The organism is Streptomyces durocortorensis, assembly GCF_031760065.1.
GTDB lineage: Bacteria > Actinomycetota > Actinomycetes > Streptomycetales > Streptomycetaceae > Streptomyces.
The window spans coordinates 5,943,951-5,956,936 of the sequence record NZ_CP134500.1; the positions used below are offsets into that span (position 1 = coordinate 5,943,951).

General features: G+C 72.3%; 13 protein-coding genes. 8 read left to right on the forward strand and 5 right to left on the reverse strand.

The features are described from left to right. Positions 1-50 precede the first annotated feature (50 nt). Entirely contained in the window at positions 51-881 is an 831-nt protein-coding gene (locus RI138_RS26280; RefSeq protein WP_311121867.1) for a sulfurtransferase, read from the forward strand. Between the two features lie 91 nt (positions 882-972). Here the strand turns inward: RI138_RS26280 and sepH are convergent, their stop codons facing one another. After that, positions 973-2,031, reverse strand: a complete 1,059-nt coding sequence (gene sepH / locus RI138_RS26285; protein ID WP_096630724.1) for a septation protein SepH — start codon at positions 2,029-2,031, stop codon at positions 973-975. 495 nt (positions 2,032-2,526) lie between these two features. Between sepH and RI138_RS26290 the strand changes: the two genes are divergently transcribed. Beyond that, positions 2,527-3,522, forward strand: coding sequence for a hypothetical protein (locus RI138_RS26290; protein ID WP_311121868.1), 996 nt, complete (start codon positions 2,527-2,529; stop codon positions 3,520-3,522). A 21-nt stretch (positions 3,523-3,543) separates the two neighbouring features. Here the strand turns inward: RI138_RS26290 and RI138_RS26295 are convergent, their stop codons facing one another. After that, on the reverse strand, positions 3,544-4,866 hold the full coding sequence (locus RI138_RS26295) for a D-arabinono-1,4-lactone oxidase (RefSeq protein ID WP_311121869.1): 1,323 nt from the start codon (positions 4,864-4,866) through the stop codon (positions 3,544-3,546). After that, positions 4,823-6,070: an MFS transporter gene (locus RI138_RS26300; protein WP_311121870.1), complete on the reverse strand. Its 1,248-nt coding sequence runs from the start codon at positions 6,068-6,070 to the stop codon at positions 4,823-4,825. The genes RI138_RS26295 and RI138_RS26300 overlap by 44 nt, the downstream gene beginning before the upstream one ends. Positions 6,071-6,302: 232 nt before the next feature. On the opposite strand from RI138_RS26300, the gene RI138_RS26305 reads away from it, so the two are divergent. Together RI138_RS26305 and RI138_RS26310 are read left to right on the forward strand one after the other, a co-directional pair. Next, the gene (locus tag RI138_RS26305; protein ID WP_311121871.1) at positions 6,303-7,430 is read left to right on the forward strand and encodes a ferrochelatase; all 1,128 of its coding nucleotides are present in this window, start codon (positions 6,303-6,305) and stop codon (positions 7,428-7,430) included. A 45-nt stretch (positions 7,431-7,475) separates the two neighbouring features. Beyond that, positions 7,476-8,276, forward strand: coding sequence for an inositol monophosphatase family protein (locus RI138_RS26310; RefSeq protein WP_311121872.1), 801 nt, complete (start codon positions 7,476-7,478; stop codon positions 8,274-8,276). A gap of 93 nt (positions 8,277-8,369) precedes the next feature. Here RI138_RS26310 and RI138_RS26315 read toward each other — a convergent pair whose 3' ends face one another. Beyond that, positions 8,370-8,543 (reverse strand): hypothetical protein, encoded by a 174-nt coding sequence (locus RI138_RS26315; protein ID WP_179500269.1) that lies wholly within the window; start codon positions 8,541-8,543, stop codon positions 8,370-8,372. Positions 8,544-8,902: 359 nt separating this feature from the next. Here RI138_RS26315 and RI138_RS26320 point away from each other — a divergent pair, with 359 nt between their 5' ends. The 4 genes from RI138_RS26320 to RI138_RS26335 all read left to right on the forward strand — a co-directional run bounded on the left by RI138_RS26320 (position 8,903) and on the right by RI138_RS26335 (position 12,487). Continuing rightward, positions 8,903-9,556 (forward strand): response regulator transcription factor, encoded by a 654-nt coding sequence (locus tag RI138_RS26320; protein WP_003965735.1) that lies wholly within the window; start codon positions 8,903-8,905, stop codon positions 9,554-9,556. Positions 9,557-9,561: 5 nt separating this feature from the next. After that, positions 9,562-10,806 carry a sensor histidine kinase gene (locus tag RI138_RS26325; RefSeq protein WP_096630734.1) on the forward strand — a complete coding sequence of 415 codons (1,245 nt, stop codon included), beginning with the start codon at positions 9,562-9,564 and terminating at the stop codon, positions 10,804-10,806. Positions 10,807-11,211: 405 nt separating this feature from the next. Then, positions 11,212-11,508, forward strand: coding sequence for a DUF4193 domain-containing protein (locus RI138_RS26330; RefSeq protein ID WP_003965732.1), 297 nt, complete (start codon positions 11,212-11,214; stop codon positions 11,506-11,508). A 13-nt stretch (positions 11,509-11,521) separates the two neighbouring features. Further along, the gene (locus RI138_RS26335) at positions 11,522-12,487 is read left to right on the forward strand and encodes a hypothetical protein (protein ID WP_311121873.1); all 966 of its coding nucleotides are present in this window, start codon (positions 11,522-11,524) and stop codon (positions 12,485-12,487) included. A gap of 21 nt (positions 12,488-12,508) precedes the next feature. Here the strand turns inward: RI138_RS26335 and RI138_RS26340 are convergent, their stop codons facing one another. Beyond that, entirely contained in the window at positions 12,509-12,967 is a 459-nt protein-coding gene (locus RI138_RS26340; protein WP_096630737.1) for a DUF3093 domain-containing protein, read from the reverse strand. Positions 12,968-12,986: the final 19 nt, after the last annotated feature.

Here is a 12,986-nt window from a genome sequence, read left to right on the forward strand (position 1 = left end):
CGTCCCGTTTCTGTTACGGGGGCCAGGGCCGCTGCGCGAGGATGGCACCCATGAAGCCCATCATCACCGCATCCGAATACGCGAGCGAGTCGGCGGGTCCGCGGCCGCCGGTGGTCCTGGACGTGCGCTGGCAGCTCGGCGGCCCGCCCGGCCGCCCCGACTACGAGGCCGGTCATCTGCCCGGCGCGGTCTTCGTCGACCTCGATACGGAACTGGCGGGGCCGGCGGGCAGCGGCGGCCGCCACCCCCTCCCGGACCCGGAGGCCTTCGGAGCCGTGATGCGTCGCGCGGGGGTCGGCCAGGACACCCCCGTCGTGGTGTACGACGGCGGGCTGGGCTGGGCCGCGGCCCGCGCCTGGTGGCTGCTGCGCTGGACGGGACACGGGGACGTACGGGTGCTGGACGGCGGCCTCGCCGCCTGGACGGGGGACCTCACCACCGAGATCCCGCACCCTTCCGAGGGTGACTTCCGGCCGAAGCCGGGCGCCCTGCCGACGCTGGACGCGGAAAGCGCGGCGGCCTTCGCCCGGTCGGGTCTGCTGCTCGACGCCCGGGCGGCGGAGCGCTACCGGGGCGATGCCGAGCCGATCGACCGCGTCGGCGGCCACATCCCCGGGGCCGTCTCCGCGCCGACCACGGAGAACGTGGCCGAGGACGGGCGCTACCTCCCGGCCGAGCGGCTCGCCGCCCGGTTCGAGGCGCTGGGCGCGGAGGGCGGCACCGAGGGCGTGGGCGTCTACTGCGGCTCCGGGGTCTCCGGCGCCCATCAGGTGCTGGCCCTGGAGATCGCGGGCTTCCGCGGCGTCCTGTACCCGGGCTCCTGGTCCGAGTGGTCCTCGGACCCGTCCCGGCCGGTTGCCACGGGCCCCGGGCCCCAGTAAGGGCGGCTCTGCCGAGCGGGGGGACGGCGACGGAGCGGGGGCCGTACGCAACCGCGTACGGCCCCCGCTCCCGCCGGTCGTCATCTCCCGGTCAGTCCTGCTTCTTGCGGCGGGTACCGAAGACGATCTCGTCCCAGCTCGGCACGGCGGCCCGGCGGCCCGGCCTGACCCCGTCGGCCTCTGCCTGACGGTCCGTCGTCCCGGTGAGCCGGTCGCGGTGACCGGCCACGGCCCGGGGCATCAGCACATCCGCGTACGCCGATCCCGCACCGGCCGACGCGGCGGCCGCGGGCGGCTCGTCCGCCTCGGCCTCCTCCACCGCCGGTTCCAGGGCGGGCGGCTCGGGCTGTGTGGGCCGCTCGGGCACGACCATGTCGCCGCGGAAGCTCGGCACCGCCTCCAGCAGGCTGGTCAGCGAGTCGCGCTCACCGGCCGATGCGCTGCTCACGTACTCCTCGGGCTCGGCGGCCGGGGCGGGCCGCTCGATCTGCCGGTCGAGGGCCCGGTCCAGCGGGCGGTCGCGCGGCAGCCGGGCGATCCGGGGCACGAACGGGAAGCTGGGCTCGGGCGCGGCCATGTCGTCGGTCTCGCCGATCAGCGAGCGCGCCTCGTCGTCCACGGCCTGGACCAGCCGCCGGGGCGGGTCGTACGTCCAGCTCGCCGAGTGCGGTTCGCCCGCGACGCGGTAGACGAGCAGGACCTCCCAGGTGCCGTCGTCGCGGCGCCAGGAGTCCCACTGGACGGTTTCCTTGTCGGCGCCGCGCAGCAGGAGACGCTCCTGCACCGCCTCGCCGAGCTGAGGTCCGGTGTTCTCGCCGGGACGGCGCACAGGAGTCTTCCGGGCCCGCTCGGCCATGAAGGCGCGCTCCGCGAGCACAGGGCCCTCGAAGCGGCGCACACGGTCGACGGGGATGCCCGCGAACTGAGCGACCTCCTCCGCCGAGGCACCGGCCCGTATACGGGCCTGGATGTCGCGGGGCCGGAGGTGGCTCTCCACCTCGATCTCGATCTGGCCGAGCCGGGCGCGGTCGTTGCGCACGGCGGCGCGCAGCCGCTCATCGATCGGAAGCGTGTACTCCGTGCTGTCCGCAGCCTTGAGCACCAGTCGTGTGCCGTCGTTGGAGACGGCCACGACACGCAGTTCGGGCATGGGGACCTCCCGGGTGGTGCCTGCCGACGTCACGTGCGTCGCTGCTTCCGCTAGTCGAGTGTGACCTGCCCGGGTGCAGCCTGCCACAACCTTGCCAAGTTGCCCGGCGTGTCGGGCGCTCGCCCTGGAACGCCACCATGACACGGTTACCCTTTGCGACCCAAAGTGACCGATTTGGCCGCTCTGTGCAGCAAGCACCCGCGCGATGCCTTGGCGCCGCCGGATCGAGTGCCGCCGTCGGCCCCCTTCCGTAGCCACGGATTCCCACGTGGGAGTCCGCCCCAGGGCTCGTCACAGTACTCCATTCGGGCCACCGGGGTGGACCGGCGCGCCGCCGAAGTTCTCGCGAGGCACGGGAGTTGGGTTACCCAGTTCTTGGTGAAACGCCCCTGATGCGTGTCCTGCTTCACACAATCGCCGGAAACGGAACTATCCACTTCGCTCATTTGTCCCTTCTTGTTGCATGGTGGGAGAGATGTCAAGCAGGGGCTGGTAATGGTTCAGAAGCCGGAAAACGACACAGAACCAAAGGAAAGGCGCATAGATCTGAGTCTGCCGCAGGTCGCCGGCAGTGCCGTGGCGGCCGTCGCGGCAGCCGTGCTGGCCTCGCAGCTGGGTGTGTACGGCACGATCGCGGGAGCGGGCGTGATGAGCGTCGTCGCCACCTGCGGCGGTTCGGTCTTCCAGCACTTCTTCCGCCGCACCGGCGAGCAGATCCGTGAGGTGACGGTCCAGGTGACCCACCCGGAGGGCCGCCAAGTGACGGTGCACACCAAGGAGACGACGCCCTCGGGGCGCGGGGACACCGAGCGGCGGACCGGTCCGGAGCCTGCCGGGGACGCCACCACGGTGCTGCCGGCCGTCGGTCCGGAGCCCGAGAGCACGCAGGTGCTGAGGCCCGACCCGGACCGGACCCAGCTGCTGCCGCGAGCGGTGGTCGGCCCGGCCGGCGCCGACGACGCGTTCAGCGACGGCGTCACCCACGGCACGCGGCTGCGCGGCTGGAAGCGCCCCGCGCTCGCGGCCGCCGTCGTCTTCGGCGTCTCGATGGGCGGGATCACCGCGTACGAGATGATCTCGGGCGGCGAGCTCAGCGGCGGCCAGGGCACCACGCTCAGCTCCGTTGTGCGGGGCGGCGGCGACCGGGACCCCGGACCGGCCGGTACCACGCCCTCGGGCGACACCGGTCAGGACGGGGAGAGGGGCGAGCAGCGGGAGACCCCCGGCGACGACGGCACCGGTTCCACCCCGACCCCGGACCAGGGCGACGGCAGCAGCAAGAGCCCCGACCCCGGTACGGGCACGGGCGGCGAGGACCCGAGCGCCGAGCCCACCCCCACGCCGACGCCCTCGCATTCTTCCGGCGGCGAGCCCACGCCCTCCCCGACGCCGACGCCCTCGAACCCCGGCGGCGAGACCGGCGCGCCCCCGCCGACCGGTACGGGCGGCGCCCCCGGCCAGGGGGAGCAGGCCCCGCCCGACGCCGGGTGACGTTCCCGAACGCGGGCCGGTTCAGTCGCCGAGCACGCGCCGCAGATAGTCGTTGCCGAACAGCCGGTCCGGGTCCAGCCGGTCGCGCAGCGCGGTGAACTCGCCGAAGCGCGGGTAGACCTCCGCCAGATAGGCCGCGTCCCGGGTGTGGATCTTGCCCCAGTGCGGGCGGCCGGCGTGCGCGGTCATGATGCGCTCGACCGCGGTGAAGTACGAGCGGTGGGGCGTGCCCCTGTAGAGGTGGACGGCGATGTACGCGCTGTCCCGGCCCGAGGCCGTCGAGAGCGTCATGTCGTCGGCGGGCGCGGTGCGCACCTCGACCGGGAAGCTGATCTTCAGCGGTGACCGCTCGACCATGGCCTTCAGTTCTCGCAGCGCCGCCACCGCCTGCTCGCGCGGAACGGCGTACTCCATCTCCACGAACCGCACCCGGCGCGGGCTCGTGAACACCTTGTAGGGGATGTCGGTGTACGTACGCGCCGACAGCGCCCGGCTGGCGAGCCTGGCGATCGAGGGGATCGTGGCCGGGACCGCGCGGCCCAGCGAACAGGCGACCTGGAAGACCCCGTTGGACAGCAGCTCGTCGTCGATCCAGCCGCTCACCTTCCCGGGCGGGGCGGCAGGGCCCGCGCTGCGGTTGTTGCGCTTGGTGTTGCAGTTGCCGGTGTGCGGGAACCAGTAGAACTCGAAGTGCTCGTTCTCGGTGACCAGGGAATCGAAGTCCGAGGTGACCCGGTCGAAGGTCATCGGCTCCTCACGGGCCGTCAGCAGGAAGATCGGCTCCACGGCGAGGGTGACGGCGGTGATCACCCCGAGGGCGCCGATCCCGATCCGGGCCGCGGCGAACACCTCCGCGTTCTCCTCGGGTGAGCAGCGCAGCACCGTACCGTCGGCGGTGACCAGCTCCAGGGCGCGGATCTGCGCGGATACCGACGCCGAGTCGCGGCCCGTGCCGTGCGTCCCGGTGGAGGTCGCCCCGGCGACCGTCTGCTCCATGATGTCGCCCATGTTCGTGAGCGACAGGCCCTCGCGGGCGAGCGCGGCGTTGAGCCGCTTGAGCGGAGTGCCCGCCTCCACCGTGACGGTCATCGCCGTACGGTCGATGCCCCGGATTCCGGTGAGCAGATCGGGGCGTATCAGCACCCCGTCGGTGGCGGCCGTCGCCGTGAAGGAGTGGCCGGTGCCGACCGGCTTCACCCGCAGGCCCTCCGCGCTCGCCCGGCGCAGCACGTCCGCGAGCTCGTCCACGGACGCGGGGGTCTCGGCGCGGGCCGGCCGGGCGGTGACGTTGCCCGCCCAGTTACGCCACGTGCTCGTCGTCGTCCGTGCGTAGGTGTCGGTCATCTTCCCCGCGCCCTCCCGTCGCAGCCGGCCCGGCCAGCCGGCGATACCCCAGGAACGCCGCCGCCGCCGCGAGAGCTCCCGCCACGGCGGGCACCGCGTACCCCGCCTTCGCCCCGGCGGCGTCGACCACCCAGCCGGCGGCCGAGGAGCCGAGCGCCACTCCGACCGCGAGCCCTGTACTGGTCCAGGTCATGCCCTCGGTCAGCTTGGTGCGCGGTACGTGCGCTTCGACGAGGGCCATGGTGGTGACCATCGTCGGTGCGATGGCGAGGCCCGCGACAAAGAGCGCCACGGCCAGCAACGGAAGGTTCCCGGCCAGTTGGAGGGGGATCATACTCACGGCCATCGCGCAGACACCCACCAGCCACCTGGTCGCGGGCCTCCCCGCGAGATGCAGCAGCCCGAACACGGCCCCCGCGAGGCAGGAGCCGAGCGCGTAGACGGCCAGCACCAGGGAGGCGGCGGCCTTGTGGCCGCGCTCCTCGGCGAAGGCCACGGTCACCACGTCGACGGCCCCGAAGATCGCGCCCGTCGCCACGAAGGTGGCCACCAGGACCTGAAGCCCCGGCGAGCGCAGCGCCGAGCCGCCGGTGTGCTGGGTCTTGGGGTGCGGCACCGGTTCGGTCGCGCGCTGCGAGGTCAGCCAGAAGACGCCGACCAGCAGGAACGCGGCGGCGATCAGCGGACCCGCCTCCGGGAACCAGGCGGTGGACAGACCGATCGAGATGATCGGGCCGAAGATGAAGCACACCTCGTCGACGATCGACTCCCACGAGTACGCGGTGTGCAGATCGCGGCCGGAACCCCGGTAGATCTCCGCCCAGCGGGCCCGGACCATCGACCCCACGCTCGGCACACAGCCCGCGCCCGCCGCGAAGACGAACAGCGTCCAGTCCGGCATCCCCTGCTGGGCACAGACCAGCAGCCCCGCGACCGCCGCCACCGCGACCAGCGTGACCGGGCGCAGCACCCGCCGCTGCCCGTAGCGGTCCACCAGCCGGGAGACCTGGGGGCCGAAGACCGCGGCCGCCATCGCCAGGGTCGCGGAGAGCGCCCCGGCCAGCCCGTAGCGGCCGGTGAGCTGGGAGACCATCGTCACGACGCCGATGCCCATCATGGACAGCGGCATCCGGCCGAAGAAGCCCGCCGCGGAGAACCCCTTGGAACCGGGGGCGGAGAAGATGGCGCGGTAGGGGCTGGGCAAGGGGTACTCCGGTCGTGCCTGTCAGGCGTGTAGCTGGCCGACACAGCTTACGGCCGGGCGGAGGTGCCGGACACCGGATTACGGGGCGGCCGCGGGGGAGCGGAACAGGCCGCGTGAGCTCCGGGTTCCCGCCCTTCCCGACGGGGTGCCGGACGTCGGTGTTCCCGTCTTCCCGACGGGGCGTCGGATGTCGGTTGCCGCCCTGTCAGTGTCGGGTGGCAGGATCGACGGCATGTCCGATCTGCGCGATCCCGCTCCCTACGACGCCCTGCTGCTGCTCTCCTTCGGCGGCCCCGAGGGCCCGGACGACGTGGTTCCGTTCCTGGCGAACGTGACCCGAGGCCGGGGCATCCCCGAGGAACGCCTCAAGGAGGTCGGTCAGCACTACTTCCTGTTCGGCGGGGTCAGCCCGATCAACGCACAGAACCGCGCACTGCTCGACGCGCTGCGCAGGGACTTCGCCGAGCACGGCCTCGACCTGCCCGTCTACTGGGGCAACCGCAACTGGGCGCCGTATCTGACCGACGTCCTGCGCGAGATGGCCACCGCCGGACACCGCCGGATCGCGGTCCTCGCCACCAGCGCCTACGCCTCGTACTCAGGCTGCCGCCAGTACCGCGAGAACCTCGCCGAGTCGCTGGCCGTCCTGGCGGCCGAGGGGCTGCCGGTGCCCCGGGTCGACAAGCTGCGGCACTACTTCAACCACCCCGGCTTCGTGACCCCCATGGCGGACGGGGTCCTCGCCTCGCTCGCCGACCTCCCCGAGGACCTGCGCGCGGGCGCCCACATCGCGTTCACCACCCACTCCATCCCGGCCTCCGCAGCCGACGCCTCCGGCCCCGTCGATTCGCACGGCGAGGGCGGGGCGTACGTCGCCGAGCACCTGGACGTGGCCCGGCTGATCGTCGAGGCGGTGCGCGAGGCGACCGGCGTCGAGCACCCCTGGCAGCTCGTCTACCAGTCCCGCAGCGGCGCCCCGCACATCCCGTGGCTGGAGCCCGACATCTGCGACCACCTGGAGACCCTGGGCGCCGAGGGCGTCCCGGCCGTCGTGATGGCGCCCATCGGTTTCGTCTCCGACCACATGGAGGTCCTGTACGACCTCGACACCGAGGCCACCGCCAAGGCCGCCGAGCTCGGCCTGCCGGTCCGCCGGTCCGCGACGGTGGGCGACGACCCGCGCTTCGCCGCCGCCGTACGGGACCTGCTCCTGGAGCGCGCCGGGGCCGAGCGGGGGCTGCCGGTGCGGCCCTGCGCCCTGGGCTCCCTCGGGCCCTCCCACGACCTCTGTCCGGTCGGCTGCTGTCCCGCCAGGGCCCCGAAACCGGCCGCGGCGGGCGCGGACAGCCCGTACGCGTAGCCCGTACGACCGCCTGCCCGTACGCACCGACCCCTTGGGAGCACCGTGACCGACCCCGCCCTGTCCGAACTGCTCGACTTCGCCCTGGAGGCCGCCCGCCGCGCCGGGGCCCTGCTGCGCGACGGCCGCCCCGCCGACCTGGGGGTGGCCGCCACCAAGTCCAGCCCCATCGACGTGGTCACCGAGATGGACATCGCCGCCGAGAAGCTGATCGTCGGCTACCTCTCCGACCTCCGCCCCGACGACGGCTTCCTCGGCGAGGAGGGCGCCGGCTCCCCGGGCACCACCGGCATCCGCTGGGTCATCGACCCGCTGGACGGCACCGTGAACTATCTGTACGGCCTGCCCACCTGGGCCGTCTCCATCGCCGCCGAGCGCGACGGCGAGCGCGTCGTGGGCGTCGTCGAGGCCCCGATGCGCCGGGAGACGTACCAGGCGGTCCTCGGCGGCGGGGCGTACGCGAACGGCGACGCCCTGCGCTGCCGCCCCGCCCCTCCTCTGGACCAGGCCCTCGTCTCGACCGGCTTCAACTACGTCGCCCACGTCCGCGCCCACCAGGCGGACGTCGCCCAGCGGCTGATCCCCAGGCTCCGGGACATCCGGCGCAGCGGCTCGGCGGCCGTCGACCTCTGCGACGTGGCGGCGGGCCGCCTGGACGGCTACTACGAACGCGGACTGCACCCCTGGGACCTGGCCGCGGGCGACCTCATCGCCCGGGAGGCGGGTGCGCTGACCGGCGGCCGCCCCGGGCTGCCCGCCGACGGCGACCTGACCGTGGCCGCGACCCCGGGCGTCTTCGAGCCGCTCCAGGCCGCGCTGGAGGAGCTGGGCGCCTGGCACGACTGACCCCCGAAGCCCTGGTGAGGGCCGTGAGGGCCGGACGGCACAGCGGAGGGCCCCGGATGCCTGGACAGCATCCGGGGCCCTCTGCCGTACGACTCAGACGCTTGTGGCGCCGATTTCCACGCCGTGCTCGGCGGCCAGGCGGTGCAGATCGTCCAGCTCGCTCTGCTCGACATCCGCCAGGAAGTCGTCGCCGTCCTCGCGAGCCCGCGTGAGGTCGTACTCGGTCGTCTTGATGCGATGCAGCAGACCTGCGGTGAAAGCGTCCATGATGCGCCCCCTCATCGTGGGTCGGTGGCACGGGGGTGTGCCCGGGATCCCTCCGGCGGGGGAGCCGGAGGAGCGGGTGATCTCGCCGCTGCCCCGGGAAAAGGAGCGGGCCGTGGCAAGCCACGGGACGGGCGTGATCGCGGGTGTGAACCCCTCTTCCCCAGGCGCGAGCGCACAGAAACCTCAACTGGCCGGTAAATCCGCCGCATTCCGCCGGGGCCTCCCGTCCCAGCGCCGTCTTACCGCCGGTTTATACGCGTTGCGGGCAGGATGGAAGCACACAGTCGGCCTCCCCCGGGGGCCGTTCGCTGTGTGAACCCGTAGTGAATCCGTAGAAGGACCTAAGGAAGGACTGCGCCGTGCGCGTACTCGTCGTCGAGGACGAGCAGCTGCTCGCCGATGCGGTGGCCACCGGACTGCGCCGGGAGGCCATGGCCGTCGACGTCGTCTACGACGGTGCCGCGGCCCTGGAGCGCATCGGGGTCAACGACTACGACGTCGTCGTGCTGGACCGGGACCTCCCGGTGGTGCACGGCGACGACGTCTGCCGCAGGATCGTCGAGCTCGGCATGCCCACCCGGGTGCTCATGCTCACCGCGTCCGGCGACGTCAGCGACCGGGTCGAGGGCCTGGAGCTGGGCGCCGACGACTATCTCCCCAAGCCCTTCGCCTTCAGCGAGCTGACCGCCCGGGTGCGCGCGCTGGGCCGCCGTACGACGGTCGCGCTGCCGCCCGTCCTGGAGCGGGCGGGCATCAAGCTCGACCCGAACCGCCGCGAGGTCTTCCGCGACGAGGTGGAGATCCAGCTCGCCCCGAAGGAGTTCGCGGTGCTGGAGGTCCTGATGCGCAGCGAGGGCGCGGTCGTCTCGGCCGAGCAGCTGCTGGAGAAGGCCTGGGACGAGAACACCGATCCCTTCACCAACGTGGTGCGGGTCACGGTCATGACGCTCCGCCGCAAGCTCGGCGAACCGCCCGTGATCGTGACCGTGCCGGGTTCCGGATACCGGATCTGAGGACCATGGCCACCACCCCCGAGCCCCCCGCGGCGCCTCCGAAGCCCACCTGGGAGCCCAAGCAGCAGGAGCCCCCGTACCCCTGGCTGCGCCCGACCATCCGGATACGGCTCACCCTGCTCTACGGCGGGATGTTCCTGATCGCGGGCATCCTGCTGCTCTCGATCATCTACATGCTGGCCGCGCAGGGGCTGCACGTGGGCAACGAGCTCCCGTTCAAGCTGCTGCCCGACAGCAAGATCCAGCTCACCAACAACGCCTGCCCCGCCCTCACCCCGGGCCTCTCGGCGGACGAGGCGAACGCCGCGCTCAAGGCGTGCAACGGGGAGCAGCGCCAGCAGGCGCTGGACACCCTGCTCAACCGCTCGCTCCTCGCCCTGGTCGGTCTCAGCGTCATCGCCTTCGCCTTCGGTTACGCCATGGCTGGCCGCGTCCTGTCCCCGCTCGGTCGGATCACCCGGACCGCGCGCCGGGTGGCCGGCACCGACCTCACCCGGCGGATCGAGCTGGACGGCCCGGACGACGAGCTCAAGGAGCTGGCGGACACCTTCGACGACATGCTGGACCGGCTGGAGCGGGCCTTCACCGCGCAGCAGCGGTTCGTCGGCAACGCCTCGCACGAGCTGCGCACCCCGCTGGCGATCAACCGCACGCTGCTGGAGGTCCACCTCTCCGACCCGGAGGCCCCGCCGGAGCTGCACCAGCTCGGCAAGACCCTCCTGGCCACCAACGAGCGCAGCGAGCAGCTGGTCGAGGGGCTGCTGCTGCTGGCCCGCAGCGACAACCAGATCGTCGAGCGCAAGCCGGTCGACCTCGCCGAGGTCGCCGAGCGCGCCATCGACCAGGCGCGGGCGGAGGCGGTGGCGAAGAACGTGGAGATCCGCGGCGAGCGGGCCGGAGCCGTCGTCCAGGGCAACGGGGTCCTGCTGGAGCGGATCGCGCTGAACCTCGTACAGAACGCCGTGCGCTACAACGTGCCCGAGGACGGCTGGGTGGAGGTCACCACCGAGCTCCAGCCGGGGCAGGCCGTGCTCGTCGTCTCCAACACCGGCCCGATGGTCCCGGCGTACGAGATCGACAACCTCTTCGAGCCCTTCACCCGGCTGCGTACGGAGCGCACGGGCAGCGACAAGGGGGTCGGGCTCGGCCTGTCGATCGCGCGATCCGTCGCGCGGGCCCACGGAGGCCGTATCATCGCGGAGCCCCGCGAGGGCGGCGGTCTCGTGATGCGCGTCACCCTTCCGGTCTGAGAAGCTGCATGAAGTGACTCTGCACCGAATCTCCATGTTCGCTTTGGGCGGAATTTTCAGGACCCGTTCCCGGGCGAGCCGTGTGTGATCGATCACAGGGTCGATTTTTGGATCATCTACTCTCCGTGATGACGAATCCTGCGAAAAGCCGGTAAACGTCCGGGTTTTTAGCGGTCGATATCACGGGAAGTAAACGGGGTGGCGCCCGTGAACTGCACAGACGGGACCGTGTACGGTCCCCATCGCCACCCAAGCAGAGCCTCCCCGAGGTGTCCGGTTGGGTGTCGATTGAGTAACAGACCTTGATGTGAGGCAAAATCTCCGCCTCAGGTCGGGCACAAGTCCGGCCTCTCACGCGTTACGTGCGCTGAGACACCCGCAGACACCCAAGAGGGGGAGAGCGACATGGCAACGGATTACGACACCCCACGCAAGACCGACGACGACGTGGACCAGGACAGCCTCGAAGAGCTCAAGGCTCGTCGGAGCGACAAGACGGCCTCCGCCGTCGATGTCGACGAGTTCGACGCGGCCGAGGGCCTCGAACTGCCCGGTGCGGACCTCTCCAACGAGGAGCTGGCCGTCCGGGTGCTGCCCAAGCAGGCCGACGAGTTCACCTGCATGAGCTGCTTCCTGGTGCACCACCGCAGCCAGCTGGCCCGCGAGAAGAACGGTCAGCCCATCTGCCGCGACTGCGACTGAGGCCGGGTCGGCCGTGGCAGGCGACACACCGTTCCGGAAGCGGCGCCCCTGGCGTCGGCACGGCCCGGAGGTCCATCAGGGCGGTACAGGCGGCACAGGCCCGGCAGAAGGCGTTCACGCGTCTGCCGAGCGGTCCGCCGCCCTGCCTGACGCCTCCGGTATCTCCGACGACGGGCGGGGCCGGTCGGCCTCGCTCGAAGTGGCCGGGGCCCCGGCCCTGGTGGACAGGACCGGAGAAACGGATCAGCAGGACCAGGCGGAGCCCGCGACCGGGGCAGGCCGCCTGTACGCAGTGAAACGGGGTGTACGCAAGGGCGGGGAGAGCGCGAAGGCCATGGCCGGCCTGCTGGCCGACCGGATCATCGAGACGGCTCCCCGCGTCCCGGTGCGCGACCTGGCCACCCTGCAGAAGCAGTTCCCCGGGCTGGGGCCCGAGGAGCTCGCCGACAAGCTCGTGGCGGGCGCGAGCCGGGCCACCGCGACCGTCGGCGCAGGCATCGGGGCGGCCGCCATGATGCCCGTACCGCCCGCCATGCTCGCCGAGCTGGCGGCCGAGGTCACCGGCGTCGCCGCGATCGAGATGAAGCTCGTCGCCGAGCTCCACGAGGTCTACGGCCGCCGCCCGCCGGGCCACCTCGTCCAGCGCAGCACCGCGTATCTGACCTCGTGGACGGAGGAGCGCGGCATCGACGTCACCCGTCCCACCACACTCAACGCCGCCCTCGGCGGCCAGATGAAGCGCGAGCTGCGCCAGCAGATCATGAAGCGCATGGCGCGCAATCTGCCCAACCTGATCCCGTTCATGATCGGCGCCGCCGTCGGCGCCACGATGAACCGCCGCGACACCCGCAAGCTCGCCGACCGGGTCAGGGGCGACCTGCGCAAGCAGCAGATCCCCTGGGACCGGCTCGACGCACTGCCCCCGCTGGAGCAGCCCGCGCTGCCTGCCGTGCTGCCCAGGGAGGCCGAGGGCTCCTGAGAGCGGGGCCCCGGTACGTGCTCAGGACGCCGGTACGGCGCTCAGCGCCGCCGCCAGGCCCTGCGGGTCCCGGGTGGAGAGATAGACGTACGGAGTCGGGTCCTCGGGATCCGTGACCTCCACCCGCACCGCCGTCTCCACATAGCTGCGCAGCAGCATGAAGGCGCGCGCGTCCGCCCGGTGCGTACGCCAGGCCCGCGCCTCCTCGGCGTCCAGCACCTCGGGCTCCCCGAGCGCCGACAGCGGAATCCGCGCCTCCCCCGCCACCAGCGCACCGGCGACGACCCGGATCCGGGCGGAGCCGTAACTGCTCACCACGACCGCCGCCGCTGCGGTGCCGCCGACCAGTCCGGCGAGCAGCGGCAGGCTGCCGAGCGGCAGGAGCATCAGCGCGCAGGCGAGACCGACCCCGAAGGCGATGAACCACCAGGACCGGGGAGCGGTGAGACGTTCGTCGAAGGGCGGTGCGGAAGGCTGCATGGAACCAAGCTTGGCACGG

What these genes read in the sequence shown, in the direction of transcription:
- RI138_RS26295 (WP_311121869.1), bottom strand. Translation starts at nt 4,866, where the DNA reads ATGACCGACACCTACGCACGGACGACGACGAGCACGTGGCGTAACTGG.
- sepH (WP_096630724.1), bottom strand. Translation starts at nt 2,031, where the DNA reads ATGCCCGAACTGCGTGTCGTGGCCGTCTCCAACGACGGCACACGACTG.
- RI138_RS26290 (WP_311121868.1), top strand. Translation starts at nt 2,527, where the DNA reads ATGGTTCAGAAGCCGGAAAACGACACAGAACCAAAGGAAAGGCGCATA.
- RI138_RS26325 (WP_096630734.1), top strand. Translation starts at nt 9,562, where the DNA reads ATGGCCACCACCCCCGAGCCCCCCGCGGCGCCTCCGAAGCCCACCTGG.
- RI138_RS26340 (WP_096630737.1), bottom strand. Translation starts at nt 12,967, where the DNA reads ATGCAGCCTTCCGCACCGCCCTTCGACGAACGTCTCACCGCTCCCCGG.
- RI138_RS26280 (WP_311121867.1), top strand. Translation starts at nt 51, where the DNA reads ATGAAGCCCATCATCACCGCATCCGAATACGCGAGCGAGTCGGCGGGT.
- RI138_RS26305 (WP_311121871.1), top strand. Translation starts at nt 6,303, where the DNA reads ATGTCCGATCTGCGCGATCCCGCTCCCTACGACGCCCTGCTGCTGCTC.
- RI138_RS26330 (WP_003965732.1), top strand. Translation starts at nt 11,212, where the DNA reads ATGGCAACGGATTACGACACCCCACGCAAGACCGACGACGACGTGGAC.
- RI138_RS26315 (WP_179500269.1), bottom strand. Translation starts at nt 8,543, where the DNA reads ATGGACGCTTTCACCGCAGGTCTGCTGCATCGCATCAAGACGACCGAG.